20 protein-coding genes are annotated in these 22,940 nt (G+C 41.1%); 16 read left to right on the top strand and 4 right to left on the bottom strand.

What is annotated here, in order from left to right:
• Positions 1 to 212: 212 nt before the first annotated feature.
• Positions 213 to 1,448 (bottom strand): MFS transporter, encoded by a 1,236-nt coding sequence (locus tag ABFX33_RS13145; RefSeq protein WP_346086392.1) that lies wholly within the window; start codon positions 1,446 to 1,448, stop codon positions 213 to 215.
• A gap of 92 nt (positions 1,449 to 1,540) precedes the next feature.
• On the opposite strand from ABFX33_RS13145, the gene ABFX33_RS13140 reads away from it, so the two are divergent.
• The 9 genes from ABFX33_RS13140 to ABFX33_RS13100 all read left to right on the top strand — a co-directional run bounded on the left by ABFX33_RS13140 (position 1,541) and on the right by ABFX33_RS13100 (position 10,939).
• Entirely contained in the window at positions 1,541 to 2,038 is a 498-nt protein-coding gene (locus ABFX33_RS13140; protein ID WP_346086391.1) for a DUF4442 domain-containing protein, read from the top strand.
• Positions 2,039 to 2,078: 40 nt separating this feature from the next.
• Entirely contained in the window at positions 2,079 to 2,495 is a 417-nt protein-coding gene (locus ABFX33_RS13135) for a transposase (protein ID WP_346086390.1), read from the top strand.
• An 82-nt stretch (positions 2,496 to 2,577) separates the two neighbouring features.
• Positions 2,578 to 3,225: an SCO family protein gene (locus ABFX33_RS13130; RefSeq protein ID WP_346086389.1), complete on the top strand. Its 648-nt coding sequence runs from the start codon at positions 2,578 to 2,580 to the stop codon at positions 3,223 to 3,225.
• 1 nt (position 3,226) lies between these two features.
• Positions 3,227 to 3,646, top strand: a complete 420-nt coding sequence (locus ABFX33_RS13125; RefSeq protein ID WP_346086388.1) for a c-type cytochrome — start codon at positions 3,227 to 3,229, stop codon at positions 3,644 to 3,646.
• Between the two features lie 229 nt (positions 3,647 to 3,875).
• Positions 3,876 to 4,463, top strand: coding sequence for a TetR/AcrR family transcriptional regulator (locus tag ABFX33_RS13120; RefSeq protein WP_346086387.1), 588 nt, complete (start codon positions 3,876 to 3,878; stop codon positions 4,461 to 4,463).
• A gap of 8 nt (positions 4,464 to 4,471) precedes the next feature.
• Positions 4,472 to 5,797, top strand: a complete 1,326-nt coding sequence (locus tag ABFX33_RS13115) for a TolC family protein (RefSeq protein ID WP_346086386.1) — start codon at positions 4,472 to 4,474, stop codon at positions 5,795 to 5,797.
• Between the two features lie 28 nt (positions 5,798 to 5,825).
• Complete coding sequence (locus tag ABFX33_RS13110; RefSeq protein ID WP_346086385.1) at positions 5,826 to 6,983, top strand: efflux RND transporter periplasmic adaptor subunit; 1,158 nt, start codon at positions 5,826 to 5,828, stop codon at positions 6,981 to 6,983.
• 37 nt (positions 6,984 to 7,020) lie between these two features.
• A complete protein-coding gene (locus tag ABFX33_RS13105; RefSeq protein WP_346086384.1) occupies positions 7,021 to 10,191 on the top strand; it encodes an efflux RND transporter permease subunit in 3,171 nt (1,056 codons plus the stop codon).
• A 136-nt stretch (positions 10,192 to 10,327) separates the two neighbouring features.
• Complete coding sequence (locus ABFX33_RS13100; protein WP_257090049.1) at positions 10,328 to 10,939, top strand: HAD family hydrolase; 612 nt, start codon at positions 10,328 to 10,330, stop codon at positions 10,937 to 10,939.
• Between the two features lie 137 nt (positions 10,940 to 11,076).
• Here ABFX33_RS13100 and ABFX33_RS13095 read toward each other — a convergent pair whose 3' ends face one another.
• Together ABFX33_RS13095 and ABFX33_RS13090 are read right to left on the bottom strand one after the other, a co-directional pair.
• Positions 11,077 to 12,459: a hypothetical protein gene (locus tag ABFX33_RS13095; protein ID WP_346086383.1), complete on the bottom strand. Its 1,383-nt coding sequence runs from the start codon at positions 12,457 to 12,459 to the stop codon at positions 11,077 to 11,079.
• 14 nt (positions 12,460 to 12,473) lie between these two features.
• Positions 12,474 to 13,079, bottom strand: coding sequence for an RNA polymerase sigma factor (locus ABFX33_RS13090; protein WP_120257950.1), 606 nt, complete (start codon positions 13,077 to 13,079; stop codon positions 12,474 to 12,476).
• Between the two features lie 225 nt (positions 13,080 to 13,304).
• Here ABFX33_RS13090 and lysS point away from each other — a divergent pair, with 225 nt between their 5' ends.
• From lysS to coaA, 6 genes are all read left to right on the top strand, one after another.
• Positions 13,305 to 15,023, top strand: coding sequence for a lysine--tRNA ligase (gene lysS, locus ABFX33_RS13085; RefSeq protein WP_346086382.1), 1,719 nt, complete (start codon positions 13,305 to 13,307; stop codon positions 15,021 to 15,023).
• A gap of 202 nt (positions 15,024 to 15,225) precedes the next feature.
• Positions 15,226 to 16,281, top strand: coding sequence for a patatin-like phospholipase family protein (locus ABFX33_RS13080; protein WP_346086381.1), 1,056 nt, complete (start codon positions 15,226 to 15,228; stop codon positions 16,279 to 16,281).
• Between the two features lie 31 nt (positions 16,282 to 16,312).
• A complete protein-coding gene (locus tag ABFX33_RS13075; RefSeq protein WP_346086380.1) occupies positions 16,313 to 17,545 on the top strand; it encodes a nucleoside recognition domain-containing protein in 1,233 nt (410 codons plus the stop codon).
• A gap of 183 nt (positions 17,546 to 17,728) precedes the next feature.
• Positions 17,729 to 18,109: a methylglyoxal synthase gene (locus ABFX33_RS13070; protein ID WP_120257954.1), complete on the top strand. Its 381-nt coding sequence runs from the start codon at positions 17,729 to 17,731 to the stop codon at positions 18,107 to 18,109.
• A 21-nt stretch (positions 18,110 to 18,130) separates the two neighbouring features.
• Positions 18,131 to 18,535: an OsmC family protein gene (locus ABFX33_RS13065; protein ID WP_244211680.1), complete on the top strand. Its 405-nt coding sequence runs from the start codon at positions 18,131 to 18,133 to the stop codon at positions 18,533 to 18,535.
• Positions 18,536 to 18,728: 193 nt separating this feature from the next.
• Complete coding sequence (gene coaA / locus ABFX33_RS13060) at positions 18,729 to 19,688, top strand: type I pantothenate kinase (protein ID WP_120259234.1); 960 nt, start codon at positions 18,729 to 18,731, stop codon at positions 19,686 to 19,688.
• Here the strand turns inward: coaA and ABFX33_RS13055 are convergent.
• On the bottom strand, positions 19,685 to 20,533 hold the full coding sequence (locus ABFX33_RS13055) for a mechanosensitive ion channel family protein (protein ID WP_346086379.1): 849 nt from the start codon (positions 20,531 to 20,533) through the stop codon (positions 19,685 to 19,687). The two genes, coaA and ABFX33_RS13055, sit on opposite strands and share 4 nt — an antisense overlap.
• A 177-nt stretch (positions 20,534 to 20,710) precedes the next feature.
• On the opposite strand from ABFX33_RS13055, the gene ABFX33_RS13050 reads away from it, so the two are divergent.
• Positions 20,711 to 22,810 (top strand): heavy metal translocating P-type ATPase, encoded by a 2,100-nt coding sequence (locus tag ABFX33_RS13050; protein WP_346086378.1) that lies wholly within the window; start codon positions 20,711 to 20,713, stop codon positions 22,808 to 22,810.
• The last annotated feature ends 130 nt before the right edge of the window (positions 22,811 to 22,940 follow it).

Below are 22,940 nucleotides of genomic sequence, written 5' to 3'. Positions count from 1 at the left end.
GTTATTGAATCCTTTGTGGAACAGTGTGAGGGCGAGGGCAAAGCAAGCCCATTTCAATTTAGAAGTGCCGCAATGAATCCTTTTTCTGATTTTTCCTGTGTTTGTTTCAAAAAATGCTGTAAAAAATATAAAGAAGGAAAACGTTGCAAAAAGTGCCCCGGCCGAAAAAAATAGGCTGCTAGTATAGGCTGTCTGTTGTGATATATCTGAGTTTACTCCTCTAGATAGTTCAGGTCCTTATCAAAGCTTTCTTCAAGCTGTGTCAGTGAATACATGGCAATACCAGAAAGAAGCAAGACCATCGTAATTGCCGCGGTGACAATACCAAAAGAATCCACCAAAAGTCCATAGATCATTGTTGACGGTATCAAGGCACCTCTGACAAAATTAGGCGCTGTGGTAGCCACAGTAGCCCGCAGGTTGGTCCCGAATTGCTCTGCCGAAATAGTCACAAATGTTGCCCAATACCCTACTCCTAACCCCATGATAAAAGCCAAAACCAGAAATTTATTGGCTGTAATTCCAGTACTCAAAAGATACCATAGCGAACTACCGATAATAATCAACTGGCAGATAAAAACCACCTTTTTCCGGGATTTTAGAATCTGTGCAAACACACCTGCCAACACATCACCAATGGAAATTCCGATATAAGCAAACATCACTCCTTTACCCGCGCTCAGGGTTTCGGATGCCCCAAGTGCTTTTCCTATTTCTGGAGCCTGCGTGACCAGCACCCCCACCACAAACCAGATTGGCAAGCCTATACAGAGACAATTGATATAACGTTTCAATCGGCCTTTATCGGTAAAGAGCATCCTAAAATCACCTTTGGGAACATCCTTTTTATCCTGTTCCTTAAATAGACCAGATTCAAAAGAACCAACACGCAATAGCAACAACAATAAACCCATTCCACCACCAACAAAATAAGCGGTACGCCAATTAAATTCCTCCGAAACAAAGTAGGCTAAAATAGCGCCCAACACCCCGACACTGGCAACCAGCATCGTTCCATAACCGCGCTTTGACTTATGCATGCTTTCCGAAACCAAGGTGATCCCCGCTCCCAGTTCCCCAGCCAATCCAATCCCGGCTATAAAGCGGATAATTCCATACTGCCACACATCCCCTACAAAACCATTTGCAATATTCGCTAAGGAATATAGTAGAATGGAACCAAACAACACTTTTAAACGCCCGTATTTATCACCGATAATTCCCCAGATAATTCCACCCAGCAACAGGCCGCCCATCTGCATATTAAGGACAAACTCTCCTTTTACCCGCATCTGTTCTATCGGTACTCCGATATCCGTAAAGGATTGAATGCGGACAATAGAAAAAATAATGAGGTCATAGATATCGACAAAATACCCCAACGATGCGATCGTTACCAATAGCCATACCTTCTTGCTTTCAGTCTGTTTATCTTTTAATGTTGACATTTTAGGTTCTTTGATGCCGTAAAAATACCATAGTGAAATAAGAAAACCAAGATTTCGGAAAATAATCCGGTACATTGTTCTATTTTTGTATCATGAGATACAGTCCGCGTGCATTAACATGGCTATTGCGTTTTTACCCTCCTTTTTTATTTCAGGGAATCTGGGTAAAAAAAATCAGTCCTGGCTTTAAAGGAGCCGAAGTGAAAATTTACAAGACTCCGTTCAATATCAACACCAATAAAACCTTGTTTGGTGGAACAATTTTCGCTGCTGCAGACCCTATATTTCCAATCCTAATCGATCAATACCTTCAAAAAACAGGGTTTAGAAAGACTGTAGCCTGGCTCAAGTCATCTCGGATTGATTTTAAAAAACCCGGCAAAACAAGTGTGGGCTATTCTGTTCAACTTTCGGATGAACTACTGGACGAATGTAGCCAAACCATTCGCACGAAAGGCAAAATTGTCAAAAACCTGAGTCTGGAAATCAAGGATAAAAATGATGACTTATGTGCTGTAGTACATTGTGAAACCTACATTCGTGACTTGAATTTTACATTCCCGGATAGAAATCGAAAGGTCGAGCAATAAGAAATTGATATCTTTGTCCAATTACCAAAAAAATAGAAACATGAACAAAATCGCTTTCATGGCTATCGCATCCTTGGCAATAGCGGCATGTGGAACCACTGGCACAAACAATGTAAAGGTTTTACAAGATTCAACAATCAAAATCCATGATGAAATCATGCCTCAGATCGCTCATTTTGACCGCGATGCAGTCAAAATAGACTCTATCTTGAATAATCTAAAAACACTGAAAGCTGCTAAGGCGGACTTAGACACCACAGCAACAAAAAAAGACCTTGGTATATTGAAAGCCAATCTGGAAAGTGCAACAGACCATATGATGGACTGGATGAAAGCATATAAGCCTGACAGTACCGATATCAAATATTTTGAAGTCGAATTGCAAAAAGTATCCGACATGAAGAAAATATTTGATGCTGTCTCCAAGGAAAGCCAGGAGAAATTAAAGAACTTCTAGGTGAACAGCCCTGCTCAATACGACCCTATAACAGGATAGAAAAGCCCAGTAGGGCAAATTAATAATGAAAGAATAAAAACAGATGAAATCTATATTTAAACTTTGTTGTGCTACGGGCCTATTGCTTGGTTTATTTTCTTGCAAAAACACGAGCCAGTCCAACTTACCAATTTATGGTGAACGGGAAGCCGTCGAAAAAACAGTTGACGGAAAACAAGTGATAGATACAGTTTATCATACCATACCGGCATTTAAATTTTTGAACCAGGATAGTGTGATGATCTCAGAGAAGGATTTCGAGGGAAAAGTATATATCGCAAACTTCTTTTTTACACATTGTCCAAGCATCTGCCCAACAATGAACCGTAATTTGCTCAAAATCTATACACAATATAAGGACAATGATGCTATTCGCTTTTTGTCCCATAGCATAGATTTTAAATATGACCAGCCTTACGTGTTGAAAGATTACGCAAATAAACTAGGCGTAAGCAATGACCATTGGCAATTTGTTTCAGGTACAAAGGCAGATATTTATGGTATAGCCAACCAATACCTGGTTTATACAGCTGAGGATAAGAATGCCCCCGGAGGTTATGATCACCAAGGTTACCTTGTCTTGATTGACAAGGATAAACGCATCCGTGGCGCTTATGATGGTACTAATGATGAGCAGGTAAAAAAACTAATGGAGGACTTACCAAAGCTATTGAACGAAGCTAAAAACTAATATGCGTACCCTCTTAACGACCTGTTTTATTATCGGTTGCCTAATATCGGCTGTGATCGGCTGTCAAAGCGAAATTGATATCCGGACAGCACAATACAGCGTAAATGGTCAAAAAGTGTATATAGCACATTGTCAGAATTGCCATGGCGAAAAAGGAGAAGGATTGGGAAACCTCTACCCTCCGCTTACAGATACCAAATTTTTGGAAACAAATCGTCAAAAGCTTGCCTGTATCGTTAAACATGGCGCAACAGGGGAACTCGAGATCGCAGGCAAAAAATTCAATAACACGATGCCAGCTTCAAATCTTTCCGCCGTTGATATTGCTTATGTACTGACCTATATCAATACAAAGATCAATAAGGGTAAGGAAATATTTCCCTTAAATGAAGTGGAAAAACAATTAAAAAATTGTCAATAAAAAAAGAGGAACTTGTAAAAAGTTCCTCTTTTTTTTGGCCTACTGCCAGAGAGACACGTTAAATCCTGCCGACTAAAAAATAATCATCCAAAGCCAAAACAATTTAAATCTTTTTTCCTTATTGTATTATTGGTCCAATTTGTTTTTGTATTTATTGATTTATAACAATAATTTGACATTTTGGATTCAAATTAATCACTAATTTTGCAACCGAATGAACGTTCGATTGATGCAGACAAATGAAAAAATTGCAGCTGTCTTTGCTGCCACACTTAAACTGATACACACAAACGGTTTCCATGGGACACCAATGAGTAAGATCGCACAGGAATCTGATGTAGCGATAGGAACTATCTACCACTATTTTCCCTCTAAAGATGATTTGATCTTTGCATTGTTCAAACATTGCCGGTCAATCTTGAACGATTACATATTTGATGGGATAAAAGAAGACTTTGATTATAAAGCTTCTTTTTTTCATGTGTGGCGCAACTTTGTTCAGTTCTATTTAGAAAACGGACGAATCTTCAGTTTTTTTGAACAGTTTTTTTCCTCACCTTATTACGAGAAGAATAAGGCTGAGATACAGGAACCTGTCGGTGGCCAAAACAAGGTACTTGACTTTTTGCAGGAAGGCATTGACAAAAAAATTTTAAAACAAGTAAATGTTCACCTATTGGTGGCAAGTTATATCGGTGTGGCTTTGTCCACAGTACATAGCATCAAATTCAAAGATCTTCACTTCTCCGAACAGAATATGAAGGAGTTAATGGAAATAATTTGGGATGGTGCTGTCAATAGAAATAAAAATAATTAATGAGATATATGAAGTTTAATAAAATCGTTTACTCCTTAGCGACACTGTCGCTGTTGAGTAATACAGGATTTGCACAACAGCAATCTGAAAACTTGCCGCCAAATGCGACGCTTCAGCAGCTGATAGATTATGCACTACGCAATCAAATTTCTGTAAAACAGGCACAATTGGATGAGGCCATCGGTGAAAAGGATATCGATATCTCCCTTTCAGGTTGGTACCCACAATTAGGTTTGAAAGGAAGCTATAACTATAATGTGATTGTCCCCGTGGTCAATATCGGTGGAAATAATATCAAAATGGGGCAGAATAATGCCAGTGCATTGACGCTACAAGCCGATCAGCAATTGTTGAATCCCGAATTGATACAGGCAAAAAAGGCTGCCTCATTAGTTCGCCTAAGCAACAAACAAAACACCGAAAGCAAAAAAATAAATGCGGTTGTGGAAGTCAGCAAAGCTTACTATGACATCCTAACCACAGAGGAAATGATTAAAATTGTCCGCGAAAACATCGCTAGGCTCCAAAAGCAGCTGAAAGACGCAAAATCGCAATATGATGTCGGAGTGGTTGACAAAACGGATTTTAAAAGAGCACAGATCGCTTTGGCCAATTCCAACGCAGACGAAAAACGGAACGTCGAATTACGAAAATATAAATATGAATATCTGAAACAGCTGCTAGCATTGGATAAAGGCCAAAATCTTACTTTATCATTCAGTAATAGCAACATGGAATCCGAAATTTTATTGGATACCACAGCTGCTGTAAGTGTTTCCAATCGGATCGAATTCCAACAATTGGAAACATCGAAAAAAATTCAGCAATTGAATACGCAATATTTTAAATGGACCTATTTACCTAGCGTAAGTGCCTTTTATAACTACGCATTCAATTATCGGAATGATAAATTTAGCAAACTCTATAACGACAATTTTCCGGGTTCTGTCGCAGGTTTGAATCTCTCTTTTTCTATTTTCGACGGATTTAAACGAAAAAAACAAGTCAATAAATCCAGGTTGCAGGAGGAACGTATTGACTGGGATATCAAGAATCTGGAAAACAGTATCAATACGGAGTATGCCTTATCAAAAGCCACATACAATGCCAATCTAAATGATTGGAAAACGGCAAAAGAGAATGTAGAATTGTCCAAAGAGGTTTATGAAACAATCAAATTGCAATACGATGAGGGAATCACAAAATACCTGGATTTAATGACAGCTGAAAATGATCTCAAAATAACGCAATTCAATTATCTGAGCGCGCTCTATGCATTGCTATCAAGTAAATTGGATGTTCAAAAAGCAGTTGGGGCAATCCAAACTAATTAATCAATTCAAACGGAAACTAATACAAATCATGAATAAAAGACAATTATTATTCGCTTTCTTCCTTGGGACGGCTTTAGTATGGACCTCTTGTGGAAATAAAGATGCAAAAAAGCAAGGTGCAGCACAGGCTCAGGCCGAGAAGGTTGTTCCTGTTACCTTTGGCGCAGCATCACATGAGACTGTTACGGGAACCATAAGTTACCCAGCAACAGTCAAACCGTTGAACGAAGCAGACCTATTTGCAGAAGTAAGCGGTTATATTACCAAAATATATGTTTCAGACGGTGCTGTGGTCTCTAAAGGTCAAGCCTTATATGAGATTGACGGAACACGTTATAATGCAGCGGTACAACAGGCCAAAGCAAGCCTTCAAATCGCACAAACAGATCTCGACCGTCAAAAAAGAGATTTGGCCCGTTATCAAGTATTGGCTGACAAAGACGCGATCGCTAAACAGGTTTATGATAATGCCGTATCAAATGTTGCTGCTTCGCAAGCACAGGTAGAATCTGCGCGCGCGGCATTGGTAACAGCCAATACCAACCTGTCCCGTTCTACGATTCGTGCGCCATTCTCCGGAACCATTGGTATATCACAAGTACGCTTAGGTGCTTTGGTCAATCCTGGTACTACACTATTGAATACATTATCCTCAACAAGCCCGATTGCCATTGAGTTTCAGGTCAACGAAAAAGATATCAGCAAATTTGCTCAAATGCAAAGCAGCCATTCTTCTTCGGATCTTTCGCTTTTATTGCCGGACGGAAGTACCTATGAAGGTAAAGGAAGCATAACGACCATTGACCGTGCTGTTGACCCAGCGACAGGAACAATTAAAATACGGGCTACATTCCCCAACAATGCCAATGCGTTAAGAGCGGGCATGAATATCACCATGAATGTATCGACCACATCGGCAACTGAAGAAATCGTTGTCCCTTACAAAGCTGTCTTCGAACAATTGGGTGTGTTCAATTTATATGCCGTTAACGATAGCAGCAAAGCTGAAATCCGTCAGGTAAAATTGGGTATTAAAGCCGGTGATAAAATCGTCATCAAAGAGGGTGTCAAAGACGGTGAGAAAATCGTTGTTGATGGAGCTATGAATGTCCAAAATGGTGTTAAAGTTGTCGATGCTGCCACTGCTGCCCAACAAGCTGCAAAAGGCGCTCCGAAAGGAAAATAACAGCATTAATTTTTAAAGAGAATCTAAAAGATATAGAATGATTTCAGAAGTATTTATTAAGAGGCCAGTTACCGCAATCGTTATTTCGATATTGATTTCAATCATCGGAATTATTGCTGTATCTACGTTGCCAATTAGCCAGTACCCTTCTATTGCACCGCCAACTGTAACAGTTACAGCAAACTATACAGGCGCAGATGCACAGACGGTTGAGCAGACCGTGACAACGCTGATTGAGAGTCAGATCAATGGTACACCTGGCATGATTTATATGTCGTCAAATAGTACTTCAAATGGTCAAGCAACAATTACTGTCACATTTGAAGTAGGTACCGACATCGATATCGCAACCCTAGACGTACAAAACCGTGTCGGGATTGCAGAACCTGCCCTTCCAGAAGCTGTTAGACGTTTGGGGATCACTACCCGTAAAGCCAATAACGATATCTTGATGTTGGTGGCTTTAACATCACCCAAAGGAACCAGAGATGAAAATTTTCTGGCCAATTACAACAACTTGTACGTCAAAGATGCGTTATTGCGTGTCAAAGGTGTCGGTGATGTAACGGCCTTCGGTCAACCTTTCTCCATGCGTGTGTGGTTAGATGCCAACAAATTGGCTAATTTAAGCATGACACCTGCAGATGTTTCCGCAGCTATTGCCGAACAAAACACCCGTATACCAGGGGGGAGTGTCGGAGCACGTCCACAAGAGTCTTCGACCGTATTTGAATATCCTATTATTACGGATAGTGACCTTTCCAATCCCGAGGACTTTGAAAATATTGTCGTCAAAACCAATAAAGATGGATCCATTGTACTCTTAAAGAATGTCGCACGTGTAGAACTGGGACAATTTAGTTATGGAACTTCTTCCAAAGTAAATGGAATGACCTCGTCAGCGATGATGATCAACCAGACACCGGGTGGAAACGCCGTTGAATCCGCAGAAGGTATTGTTGCTGCCCTGGAAAAATTAAAGCAATCTTTTCCAACTGACGTTGATTACACCATCAGTTACGAAACCGTTTCTGTGGTAAATGCATCCATTTCTTCGGTAATCCATACCTTGGTGGAAGCGCTACTTTTGGTAACCTTTGTGGTATTCTTCTTCCTACAAAGCTGGAGAGCGACATTAATCCCTGTTCTAGCGATTCCAGTGTCGATTATTGGTACCTTCATCTTCTTCCTGATGTTTGGTTTCTCCGTCAACAACTTGACGATGCTTGCCTTTGTACTGGCCATCGGTATCGTAGTGGATGACGCCATCGTTGTGGTGGAAGCGGTTCAGCACTATATTGACCATTATAAACTGGATGCTAAAGAAGCAACACGTCGTGCAATGGGTGATATTACTGCACCGGTTATCGCAATTGCCTTGATCTTGGCCGCGGTATTCGTTCCGGTAGGATTTATTCCGGGGATGGTGGGTAAACTGTATCAACAATTTGCGATTACCATTGCTGTATCAGTTATGTTATCCGCATTTATTGCCCTTTCCCTGACACCTGCGCTATGTTCAATTTTATTGAAACCAACGGCTGTACACGAAGGTGCAAAAGGATTGAACAAGTTCTTCTACAAATTCAACGTTTGGTTTGAAAAAGTGACGATCAAGTACTCACGCGGTGTAAAACAAGCCATCAAAAAGGCGCCGCTTGTGTTGATTATCCTTTTATGTATCTTTATCGGTACAGGTTATATGTTTACCACCAAGCCAACAGGATTTATTCCTTCTGAAGACGGTGGTGCATTCTTCGCTGGGGTCACTTTACCTGAGGGTTCATCCTCTGCCCGTACCAATGAAGTATTAAAAGAGATCGAGGACGATTTACACAAGACCTTCCCTGAAATCAAATACGTAACAGCCATCTCGGGTATCAATATTTTGAACCGTGCCTTCAAATCAAATGGTGCAACGCTATTCGTCTCCCTAAAACCTTGGGAAACACGTACACGTACCGCCAACGATATCGCTGGTATGATAATGGGTAAATATATGGGCTATACCAAAGCAAGGGTATTGGCCGTAACGCCACCGGCAATCCCGGGTTTAGGTACTTCCGGCGGTTTCTCCCTACAAATTCAAGATTTACAAACAGTAAATATCAAAGATTTTGAAGCCACTGTAGGTAAATTCCTGATGGCGGCCAACCAACGTCCTGAAATTGGAATGGCCTATACCATGTTTAACACCAATTCGCCAAACTACAAATTGGAAGTCAACCGTGAACAAGCAAAACGTATGGGCGTACCGATCTCAAGTATCTATTCGACAATATCGGCCTATTTAGGAAGTAGCTATGTCAATGACTTTACGAAATATGGCCGTAGCTATCGTGTCGTTACACAAGCCGATATCCCCTACCGGATGAACATTGAAGACATCAATAAGCTGTATGTCAACAATACGATGGGTAATCCAGTGCCAATGGGTACATTGGTGAAATATGAGCTGATTACAATGCCGTCGATCATCAACCACTACAATATCTTTAGAAGTATCGAGATCAATGGTAGTTCGGCCCCAGGCTATTCTTCTGGAGATGCGTTGAAAGCCTTGCAAGAAGTAGCTGCTCAAACATTGCCTGAGGGATTTGACTATCAGTTCTCAGGTCTTTCACTACAAGAGATGCAGTCCGGATCAAAGACCGTTCAGATCTTTGCGCTATGTATCTTATTTGTATTCCTACTGTTGGCAGCATTGTACGAAAGCTGGTCTGTTCCATTCTCTATCCTCCTATCAGTTCCTTTAGGTGTATTTGGAGCGATCTTGACTCTGACGTTGATACCAACATTGGATAATAATATCTATGCACAAATCGGTTTGGTGACCATCATTGGTCTTGCGGCCAAGAATGCGATCCTGATTGTGGAATTCGCCAAAGAGCGGGTTGATATCGGAATGAATCTCTATGAAGCAACGTTAGACGCTGTAAAATTGCGTTTACGCCCGATTATCATGACCTCTTTTGCCTTCATCCTAGGTATTATTCCATTGATGTTGTCACATGGTGCCGGTGCCATATCCCGCCAAACAATCGGCTGGACGGTATTCGGTGGTATGACTGCGGCAACACTTTTGGCAATCTTTATCGTACCGGTTCTATTCGTTGTGATCACACGAATGGCTTACGGTAAGAAAAAATTGGCTGAATTAGAAGCTAATTTTGATGAAGAAAAAGCGAAGAATTTAAGTGCACACTAAGCAGATAAAATTTGCCGTATGTGCTAAGACCATACCGTAAATGCTAAGACGCCTTTCCTTCTGACGAAGGAAAGGCGTCTTGCTTTTTGCTCTTCCAATTATAATTTTTAATTTTACCACACACTATTAAATACATATGTCACCTGAATCACAACGTAAATTTGAACAGCTCAACCTTCTTGCCGAATCCTATGACGCCCTACTATTCGACGTCGACGGTACTTTGGCCGACAACATGGATGCCCACAAACAAGCATATCAAGCTGCCGCCGAACAATATGGTGTCATTTTGGATGTCAATCTTATTGACGAAACAGCCGGCTGGCCTACGGTTGCCGTTGCCGAGGAAATCAGTAAACGCTATGGCGTAGACTTCGATTATCAGGAATTTTCAACGCTAAAGTCCACCATATTTCGGGATGAGTATGTCTTTAAAACAAAGCCTGTGGATTATGTTGTTGAACATTTAAAATATCAAAAGGGTAAAAAACATATTGCAGCTGTCTCGGGTGGCACTAGAACAACCTTGTCGATGACCCTGACAACCATAGGCGTATGGGATGACCTGGAAACATTGGTCTGTGCGGGTGATACAGCAGAAGGCAAACCCTCGCCCCAACCGTTCTTACTTGCTGCTTCACAGCTGAATATAGCTCCTGAGAAATGTTTAGTCTATGAAGATGGTGTCCCTGGTGTAGAAGGCGCAAAAGCCGCTGGAATGGGCTGGGTCCGCGTAGATGAGCTATAATTAATCTAATAAAAACGCTACAAAAAGCCCCCGAATTTTCTATTCGAGGGCTTTTCTTTTATTCCTACGTTCCCTCCTTTCAGACTGTTCAATTCTGGGAGCGATTCGCTTCTACTTTCGCATGACTTCTTTCTATACTAGAAGCTGGTGATAATTTTCACACCACCATTACTATAATTCAGGTCAGATGACCGTAAGCCGCCGACCGGTATTTTATAATAGGGTTCCACAGAAATGGAAAGTTTTCCTACTTTCTGTTTTCTTCCAACCGAGAAATTAACAAAACCATTTACACCTTTATCATCCACATTCTTTTCGGTGGACTTTTGCTTATACTCCGTATTATTGGTTTCATAAATGGTCGCGCGCTCCTGATCCAGTACACCAACATAGGAAACCCCTACAGAGGTATAAAAATTCTTTGTGATTGCATAACGAACATCAACCGGAATATCCACTGTTAGAATTTTACCAGAGACACGTTCGTTGCTTTTGGCATCTTTCGCATCGGCCAAACCCTTTGCAAAAGCATTACTCAAACCATTGGGTTGTGAAAGATAACTTGGTGCGTTCATTTCAAAAGAATTGGAAGCCATCGCCGGTGTGATGGGCGTATTTCCCGAAACAGCACCATAGTGTTGGATCGAAGCACCTGAACGAATGCTGATCTTACTTGAAACATTATAGGCAAGGGCAACTCCCCCGCCAAGCGTGATGCTTTCAGAAGTGGAGGCTGGAGACACAAATGCGCCCATTTCCCACTTTCTATCGAGGTCATTGTTGGATTTCAACATCACACTACCCCTCCGGTTTTCCTGTTGTCCAGCATATAGCGCAGCAAGGCGTGCAGCTTCACGTTGGGTCTGTGTGGAAGAAACCACAGTATTTGAGTTCGTTGGTGTCACATTTGATTGCGTTGTTGTGGCAACCTGAGTCCTTGTCGTGATATCGGCCGAAGCAGTGACTGTAGGATCATCCAAATTGATCTGTGCGGATAATGTACTATTTCGCAATTGCATAGTCTGCCCATCCAAAGCGGCGAAATTATTTGATACATTGATATTATTTCCACGCACAGTCTTTCCACCAAATAGGACAAACTGTTGTTGCTGACTATTATCCGTAGGCTCACTTTCCGCCTTCGAATAAGTAAATGGTCTATCCCGCAATAACTCCTGTGTACTTAGCCCCTGCTCTCCAGTGACAGCAGACAATGAGCGTTGAATAGACTCTTTTAAATCTTTATTATCGGCGAGAACCTCGCTATTTTTATCATTTTGTGTTAAAACTGCAGAAGACGGAGCTACCGAAGAATTATTTTTTAAACCCCAATACCCCACACCAAAACATAAAATTACAGCGGCTGCCGCACTCCAATATTTCCAAGCGGAAGAAGGCGGTGCTGCTACCCCATGCTTTGATGCAAACTTTTCCCAGGAGCCTTCCCGATACGGTAGCTCATGGTCTTTTAATTGCCCAATGATTTCTTCTATCAATTCTTTTTTCTTATTGCCTTCCATTGTAACAACAATATTTATCTTATTTCTTGAACTACACCGGTATAGTCCAAGTATAATTTTCTCAGTTTTTGTTTTGCCCTTGTCAGATAAGTACGCGAAGTACTATCGGGTATATTTAGCATTTGGGCAATTTCATCATGTGAATACCCTTCTATTTCATAGAGATTAAAAATAGTTTTTTGAATTTCGGGAAGCTGATCCAACAGACTCAGGATTTCATTCACCTCTAAGCGGCTTTCCAATTGAACCGACGGCGTATGCATATCCCCTTCAGCCATATCCTCAACAGAATACATTTGTTTTTTACCCCTCAAAAAATCAATAGAGATATTGGCAGCGATTCGACCGATCCAGGCCCTAAATGACTTTTCAAGGTTCTCCGCATCGATATCCATATTAAAGGATTCCAATTTTCGAAAAATCCGCACAAAGCTCTCATTCACAAGTTCCTCGGCATCCACATCCTGTTTGACATAGCGGATAATGATTGCCATGAGGTAGCCATAATATTTTTTATAGACGAAAGCCTTTCCGTCCTCACGATTTCGCAAGCAACGCTCCAGGGCATCATGTAAAGATGATAGCTTCTTGTTATAAAAATATGACTGAATAATTCCCACTTAAACTATTTAAATATTAAGCTTCAAATAACGAAAATAAAATTATAAAACTTAAAATCAAATAGTCGAATGTCCCCGCTTAATATCACTATTTAACTATTTTTATTCTCCTAACGGTTCCTATTTATATTTCGCTACACTGCTTTCAAAAAAAATCAATAAAAAGAATTGAAAAAAATGGCTATTTTTGCATGATTTTCACATTTTAAATATTATTCAGACCGAATGAGTACTGTATTATCCGAACAGGAACAACTTAGAAGACAGGCGATGCAATCGTTGTTGGATATGGGAATCGAGCCTTTTCCAGCAAATGAATTTGTCGTCAACGCACACGCTGCCGATATTTTAGAAAACTACGATAGAGATAAATTGAATTATAAGAACATTACCATTGCCGGACGTATCATGAGTCGTCGTGTCATGGGAAGTGCTTCATTTTTTGAAATTCAAGATTCTACCGGACGTATCCAGGCCTATATCAAGCGTGATGACGTATGTCCTGATGAAAATAAAGATCTCTATAATGTCGTTTTCAAAAAGCTATTGGATATTGGTGATATTGTAGGTGTCAAAGGATATGTTTTCACAACACAGACCGAAGCTATCGCAGTACACGTTGAGGAACTTACCGTATTATCCAAATCTTTGCGCCCACTTCCGATCGTTAAATCTGCCGAAGGCAAAACTTTCGATGCCTTTACAGATCCGGAGCAACGTTACAGAATGCGTTATGTGGACTTGATCGTGAACCCTGCCAATAAAGATATATTTGTAAAACGTACCAAGCTTTTCAATGCCATGCGTCAATTCTTTAATAATGCGGGTTATATGGAAGTGGAGACACCTGTTTTGCAGTCTATCCCTGGTGGTGCAACGGCACGTCCATTTATCACACACCATAATGCACTGGATATCCCATTATACCTTCGTATCGCCAATGAGCTTTATCTAAAAAGATTGATCGTGGGTGGTTTTGACGGTGTGTATGAGTTTTCAAAAAACTTCCGTAACGAAGGAATGGACCGGACCCATAATCCCGAATTTACGGCAATGGAAATCTATGTAGCCTACAAAGACTACAACTGGATGATGGATTTTACAGAGCGCCTGTTGGAATATTGTGCTGTAGCGGTCAATGGTACCACTGAAGCAACTTTCGGTGAGCACAAAATTGATTTCAGAGCGCCATATAAGCGTATTTCCATGACCGATTCCATTAAAGAATTTACTGGATTTGACATCACAGGAAAAACCGAGGATGAAATTCGTATTGCTGCAAAAGGCATGGGAATCGACGTCAACGAGACAATGGGTAAAGGCAAGCTGATCGACGAGATTTTCGGTGCTAAATGTGAGGGGAACTATATCCAACCAACCTTCATCACGGATTATCCAAAAGAAATGTCACCATTGACAAAGAAACATAGAGACAATCCTGATTTAACAGAACGTTTCGAGTTAATGGTCTGTGGAAAAGAGATTGCCAATGCTTACTCGGAATTGAATGACCCTATTGATCAACGCGAACGTTTCGAGGATCAATTACGCCTTTCGGAGAAAGGTGACGATGAAGCGATGTTTATTGACCAGGATTTCTTGCGTTCTTTGGAATATGGTATGCCTCCTACTTCTGGTTTGGGAATAGGTATGGACCGCCTGATTATGTTTCTGACTAATAATGCTTCTATTCAAGAAGTATTGTTCTTCCCGCAAATGCGTCCAGAGAAAGTGGCAAAAGTTGCTGATGTGAAAGACTATGAAGAGCAAGGCATCCCAGCGGAATGGGTACCAGCTCTACAAAAAATGGGTTTTACAACCATTGAAGCATTGAAAGAAGCCAACCCGAATAAAGTTTTCAATGACCTGGGTGGTATGCGTAAAAAGCTAAAACTAGAGGTTGCGATGCCGAGCAAAGAAGATGTACTTGCTTGGTTTAACTAACCGACTACAAGCATATAAAAGGCGTGTCTAAAAAAATTGGACGCGCCTTTTTTGTTGGTATAATTAGGAATGTATCACTATTGCAGTTTAATCCAATCTATTGCCTATATTTTTATTACAAAAACCTTACCCAAGAAAGGGTACGCTAAATTGTAAACATTTTCTATATTTACGTATCTTGAAATAAAAATTGCTTTAGCGTATGAAGAGCATACTTGCCCTTGATGGCGGTGGTATTCGGGGAATTATTCCGGCTATGATACTTGTGGCTTTGGAGGAGAAATTACAAAAAAAAACAATGGATCCCAATGCACGCATCGCCTCCTATTTTGATTTTATTGCCGGTACAAGCAGTGGTGGGATTCTGACAAGCATTCTACTATTCCCAGAAGAGGGAAATCCCACGCACCCCAAGTTTTCAGCACGTGACGCCCTAAACCTATTTGTCAATCACGGGACAGAAATCTTTCACACCTCCAAATGGCGACGTTTTCTAGGTGGATTTGGTCTGGTCAGTGAATTGTATTCCTCAGTTGCCTTATCAAATGTGCTGGACAGATATTTTCAGAATGCACGGTTAAGCCATCTCATTAAGCCATGTATTATCACGGCCTACAATATTGAGCTCCGTAAAAATCATTTTTTCAGACAGCAAAAAGCCATTACACATGGCGAAGCGCGTGATTTTTATCTAAAGGACGTCTGTAAGGCAACCTCAGCGGCTCCAACCTTTTTCCCCGTTGCTGAAATATATTCGATATCAAACACCAGATACCCGCTCATAGATGGTGGCGTATTCGCGCAAAACCCCTCCATCTGTGGTTTGCTGGAAGTTTTAAAAGCGTTCAATAGTACGCAAATCAATGATGTATTTATGGTATCCTTGGGTACCGGCGTTTCAAAGACAGCATATAATTACGAACACTTCAAGAAAAAGCTTGCGATCCAGATAGGCCCTGCCCTAGTCGATATCATGACAAGTGCTTCTTCTGAAAGTACCGAATTTTTTATTCAACAATTGTTCAGGAACAATGGCAAACAGCAGAATTATGTTCGCCTGGAGCCGGCAAACCTGTCCAGTATCAACGCTTCCCTAGATGCTGCCTCGCCAAATAATATTCAGAAACTCATATCCTTATCCGATAAGCTGATCAGCGAGCATGAGGATACGCTGGATTATATCATCGAACACCTCATTAAAGAAAAGAATCAGAATAAGAAGAAAAATCCATGGAGCCAGTTGATGGATAAATTCTAAAAGGTTACTTTTACGCATATTTAAATCTATTATGGCATTAAACTACGTTTGGGTTGCATTTTTCTTAATCACATTTGCCGTAGCCCTTGTAAAACTTATCTTCTTCGGAGATACCGAAGTTTTCCAACAAATTGTCAACTCCATCTTTGACAGCGCTAAAAACGGAGCTGAAATCTCCTTAGGGCTGATTGGGATGATGAGTTTTGCCTTGGGAATCATGAAAATTGGTGAGAAAGGCGGCATGATCAATATCTTCGCAAAAATCGTAGGGCCTTTTTTCCATAAATTATTTCCCGAAATCCCTAAAAACCACCCGGCTCTTGGATCTATCCTGATGAATTTCTCCGCCAATGCACTTGGCTTGGATAATGCAGCAACGCCTTTGGGGCTTAAAGCGATGAAAGAGCTTCAGGAACTGAATCCCAATAAGGAAACGGCAACGAATGCACAGATTATGTTTATCGTACTCAATGCCTCCAGTTTGACCTTATTACCGATTTCGATCATGGCTTATCGAAAAGAAGCCGGTGCGCCAGATCCTTCCGATGTATTTCTTCCGATTTTGATTGCAACCTTCTTTTCCACCTTGGTCGCTTTGATCCTTGTTGCCCTTTATCAGAAAATAAACCTATTTAACCGTGTGGTTTTGGGCTATTTAGGTGCGATGGGGTTATTTATTGGCGGATTACTGTATTATTTTTCGGGACTACAACAAGCTGAAATCGAAGTCTTCAGCAAGGTGTTTGGCAATGTGATCTTGTTTAGCTTGTTCACTTCGTTTATAGGATTGGCCTTGTTCCGCAAAGTCAACGTTTACGATTCCTTTATCGAAGGTGCCAAAGAGGGCTTTGAAGTTTCTGTCAAGATTATCCCCTATCTGGTGGCGATGTTGGTCGGTATAGCTGTCTTTAGAGCTTCTGGAGCGATGGATTATATGGTTGCGGGAATATCCAAAGGTATTGCTCTCTGTGGTTTAGATACGTCTTTTGTGGATGCTCTTCCTGTTGCATTTATGAAACCGTTAAGCGGTTCGGGTGCACGCGGACTTATGGTCGACCTGATGAATGCCAAAGGCCCGATGGACTTTGCTGCCCGCGTTGCCTGCGTGATCCAGGGTTCTACCGAGACAACATTTTATGTACTGGCAGTCTACTTTGGTGCCGTGGGTATCAAACGGACAAGACATGCCCTGCCTTGTGCGCTTTTGGCTGAGTTGGCCGGTGTGGTAGCAGCAATTATTATCTCTTATATCTTTTTCAAATAGTATTTATTGTTGGCAATAATTAAACAGCGATAGCAAATAAACACTTAATGAATTAAACCAAGAGATCTCTATAGTAGACAAATAACGATAATAGACAGATAATGGTCTATGTGTATTCAATCAGTCAGGAATCGCTTCGAAGGGTTTGAATGCATAGACAAATGAATAAATAATTAGAGACGAATGAAAAAAACAATCGCACTGATCGCCCATGATGGCAAGAAACCAGAAATGGTTGCCTTTGTCAAAGACCACCAAGATTTGTTGGAACATGCTAATATCATCGCAACGGGAACAACAGGTTCCTATGTGCGCCAAACCGGATTACCTGTGGAGCTAAAATTAAGTGGTCCTATGGGCGGTGATGCACAGATCGCTGCATTGGCCGCTGAAGGTAAAGTGGATGGTATTATCTTCTTCCGTGATCCCCTTGGCAAACATGCCCATGAACCCGACATTCAGATGTTAATGCGTGTATGTGACCTCTATAATGTTCCATTGGCAACAAATCCGGCTACTGGAAGCTTAATTATTGAAGGATTATTGGAAGATCTCGTTGACTAACAAAAAGCTATTTTATTAAAAATGATGGAAAATGAAGTTATTGTCACCATAGGTGAAACCCCTTATACAACGACTGTACAATATGGCAAACACCAGATTATTGTCGACGAGCCGGAAGATTTAGGTGGTCAGGATCAAGGGATAAGCCCCACACCACTTTTACTTTCTTCTTTAGGTACATGTAAAGCTGTCACAGTAAAAATGTATGCTGATCGAAAAAACTGGCCCCTAGAAGAAGTTATGATCCGTCTTTCTCACGAAATCAAGACCAGTGAACAGCAACAGACGACCTATATACAATGTCACATTAGCTTCAAAGGGGATTTGGACGACGAACAAAAAAAGAGGTTATTTAAGATCGCTGAAAAATGTCCTGTACATAAAATCTTAACTAATCCTATTGTAATAACTTCAAATCATTTGTAATTGTTTCTTGGGATAACGGACAACACTATTTATATTTGTCCGCACAAAAAATCTTCCCATAACAATCCATGCCTTTGAGGCAAATGGATACAGAAGGTTCTATTTGGCCTTTGAATTGAGTTGAAAGTACTCAATTTTGAAAGAATAAGCAGGAATCAATAATACATACACGTTCAATAAAAATAGCAAACCAATGCAATTGGATCCACAAATAGCAATAGACTCTCCTTTTAGATCAATTAAACGGGAAGACTGGAAAAATCTAAATGGAAAAATATTGCACAACTTCAGTTCCGAAGATCTTGAAAATCTACATGCGCTCAATGAGCCATTGACAAATCAGGAGATCGAAGAAGTTTACGTTCCTTTGAGCCATTTGCTAGAAATTCACATTGACCGTTTCCAAAGCCTGCATCAACGCACAAATCGCTTCTTTGGGAAAGAAGAGAGCAAATTACCCTATATTATCGGCATTGCCGGATCTGTGGCCGTCGGCAAAAGTACAACAGCAAGAGTACTGCAACGGGTACTGAGTATGCTGCCTTCCAAACCAAAAGTAGATCTGGTGACAACAGATGGCTTCCTCTACCCCAATCAACAGCTGATCGAAAAAGGTATACTCAACCGCAAAGGATTCCCGGAAAGCTATGACGCCAAACGGTTGATTCATTTCCTCTCTGCTGTCAAGTCTGGAGCCCCTAAGATTACTGTTCCAGTTTATAGCCACTTGGTTTACGATGTCCTGCCAGACGACCAACAGCAAATCATTGAACAGCCGGATATCCTGATTGTCGAAGGTATTAACGTATTACAGGTTAACTCACAACGCCCCCGCAAGGGACATAGTGTTTTCGTTTCCGATTTCTTCGATTATTCCATCTATGTACATGCCAGTGAGAAAAACCTCATCGAATGGTATACCAATAGGTTTGAATCCTTGCGCGCTACAGCCTTCCAGAATCCGGCTTCATTTTTCCATAAATATGCGAATATGTCAGCCGAGGAAAGTCATGCCATGGCCGTGAACATTTGGAACGAAATCAACAAACCCAACCTGATCAAAAATATCTTACCGACCCGCTATCGGGCCGACCTTATCCTCGAGAAAGGCAGCCACCACTTTGTCAAGAATGTGAAAGTCAGAAAGATCTAATTGAGCCGCCCCTTAAATTGAAGCACTTCATTCAGGATCTTGCTCTGCACCTGCTGGTGAATCCGATTGCTTGAAGATATGGTGCTGACTTCAACTTTGTATTTCACAAAGTCTTTGGCCAGATCCGCTATTTTCACCGAGAAGCCCTGTCCATGGTCCAAATTGGGATTATTCTGAAATAAAGGTTTAAAATACTGCTCCAGTTCTTCCACAGCGACGGCATGGTCAACCGGCAGCTCGAATTTCACGACTATTTTATTGGACTTCTGTGAGGTTTTGTTGACCAAAGTCGCGGTAAACACCAAGTTATTCGGAATCATCACAGCATCATCATCCTCGTCCCGGACAACCAGATTGGCTAAGGTGATATCAACAATTTTGCCCTGATACTCCCCGATTTTAATGCGGTCACCGACAGAAAACTGATCCGAAAACATAATGATCAGACCCGATATCATATTTGTAATATATTCCCTAAAAATAACAGCAATGGCCATGGCAACGATTGTCATACTGGTGATAAAGTCCTTCGGATTGATACCTAAAGCAATCATCACACTCACAATAATGAAAAATACATTTCCTACGGTCGCCACACGTGTGATGCCGAGCACGAAGTTGCCACGCACAACCTGATGTTCATTTCTACTGTTGTACAGTTTAACCAAAATAAAATGACCGATCGAAATCAGTACGCTGGCTGTCAGAAAGGTATTCAGTCCGTATGCAATATTTAGTATGCTATCTTTCTGCTTATAAAAAGCTTCAAATTGCACAAATGAAGCCGTCAGTGCAACAAGTAGTATGATCCGTACAATAAAAGAAATTGAAATAGATTTCGTCATTTTTAAACGTTGATGATTTGCAAATAAAAACAAATTTATCGTTTTCTCCACTGTCACCAAAGATTTTTTTGCGGCATGGGGGAACTAAAAATGTTGCATAGCTAAACAATTTTACTTTACGTAAAAACCATTATCAGGAAATACCTATCTTTGCCTAAAGACATTACATGCTATTAAATGAAGGAATCCAACGTGCAAACTGAACTCAACGTCACCGGAATGCATTGTACAAATTGTGCTATTTCAATCCATAAATACCTAGAAGACAATGGTGCTAAGGAGATTTACGTTGATTTCGCTTCAGATGAAGTAAAGTTTTCCGATATTCCGCAGGACCAGGTTCCAAAGCTCGTTAAAGGCATCGAGTCTCTGGGATACAAAGTCATCAAGGACAAAGATGTCAGACTAAGCTTCTGGAAATCAGTTGAGTTTAAATTTCTGATCTGTCTGCTCTTTACGATTCCACTCTGGAGTCACATGTTTGTGGATCTCCCCTTACTTCATGACCCCTATGTACAACTGGCCTTATGTACACCTGTCTATCTTGTTGGTTGTATCTACTTTGGCAATAGTGCACTACGCTCACTATGGAATAAAATGCCCAATATGGATGTACTTATCTTTGTGGGTTCTACGGCAGCATTCGTCTATAGCGCTATTGGCACATACTATAAACTAGGGCACGATTACCAATTTTACGAAACCTGCGCAACCATCATTACCCTGGTTTTTATGGGGAATGTACTTGAAAAACGTGCTGTTACCAAAACCACATCTGCCATCAAAGATCTGGTTAAATATCAAGACATTAAAGCGATTAAAATTCTCGACAATCAGGAGATTGAAATTACCGCTAGAGAGATTAAATCCGGAGATATCCTCAAAGTAAATACGGGAAGTCTGATTCCAGCAGATGGTGACATCCTGGATGGACACGGCTGGATAGACGAATCAATGATCACGGGCGAGAGCATGCCTATCGAAAAAACAAAATATGAGGCTGTCATTGGTGGAACACTGCTGACTGCTGGCAATATCAGAATCACGGCAACGAAAGTAGGTTCAAAAAGCGTTTTGTATCAGATCATTCAATTGATCAAAGATGCACAGAGCAAAAAACCGCCTATCCAAAAATTTGGCGATAAAGTAGCGGCCTATTTTGTTCCTATTGTAGTCACAATCGCCTTTTTCACCTTTTTTATTGCTTACTTTATTGCCCAGTTGCCCCTGCCGCAAGCCTTGATGAATGCCATAGCGACACTTGTTGTGTCTTGCCCTTGTGCAATGGGCCTGGCTACACCAACAGCAGTGATGGTAGGTCTCGGTCGGGCGGCCAAGCAAGGTATCCTCATCAAGGGTGGAAGCACAATTGAAGAGTTATCCGAACTCAAACAGATGGTCTTTGATAAGACAGGGACACTGACAACGGGCGATTTTAACATCAAGGCCATTCAGACCTTTGGCATCGAGCAATCCCAGGTTGAATCCATTATTGCACAACTGGAAAGCTACTCCAGTCATCCAATTGCCCAATCCATCCGCAAGCAGCTCAAGGAAATAAGATCCTATCGTATTATCTTCAAGGAAGTCAACGAAATTAAGGGACAGGGAATATTTGCTACAGACAGCAATGGGAACAGCTATTCAATCTGTAATGCAAAAATCGGTAAGAAGGATTATTCCAATCGATACGACCTGACGCTGACGATTAATGAAGTGGTCATTGCAGGCATCGTTTTGGAAGATCAGATCAAGCCTTATGCAAAAGAACTTATTCAATATTTAAAAGATAAAGGGATCAGACCTATTCTCCTAAGTGGTGACCGACAGAGTAAATGTGAGCGTGCTGCACAAAAGCTTGGCATAGCTGATGTCTATTGGGAAAAATCGCCCAGCGAAAAGCTGACGATTCTGTCCAAACTAAAAAAGACTGCCCCTACAGCGATGGTCGGTGATGGCATCAACGATGCTCCTGCCCTTACGGCAGCTGATGTCGGTGTTTCGCTTGGCGATGCAACACATGTCGCCATTCAATCCGCGAAAGTGATCCTATTGAACAATGATCTGAAATCAATCGAGAAACTGCTACAGATTGGGCATCACACTCTCCTGACGATCAAGCAGAACCTTTTTTGGGCATTTGCATATAACATCATTGCGATTCCATTAGCCGCTGCGGGGTTTCTGGGCCCTATGCTAGCAGCGTTAAGTATGGCCTTCTCCGATCTTATTGTAATTGGCAACTCGATCCGCCTACGCTTTAAAAAATTGAAATAAAAACAATACAGCATCAGTACCAAGACAATCCATAAAAGATTGTCTTTTTTATGTATATTAGGCTTCAATTCATTCGCTTTTGAGGTTAAATTTTTGTAACTTCGCATGCGTAGCAAGCCAATTAAAAAGG

The organism is Sphingobacterium ginsenosidimutans (assembly GCF_039536865.1).
GTDB lineage: Bacteria > Bacteroidota > Bacteroidia > Sphingobacteriales > Sphingobacteriaceae > Sphingobacterium > Sphingobacterium detergens.
The sequence above is the reverse complement of the archived record's forward strand: the minus strand, read 5'-3'. Positions and strand labels throughout refer to the sequence as shown.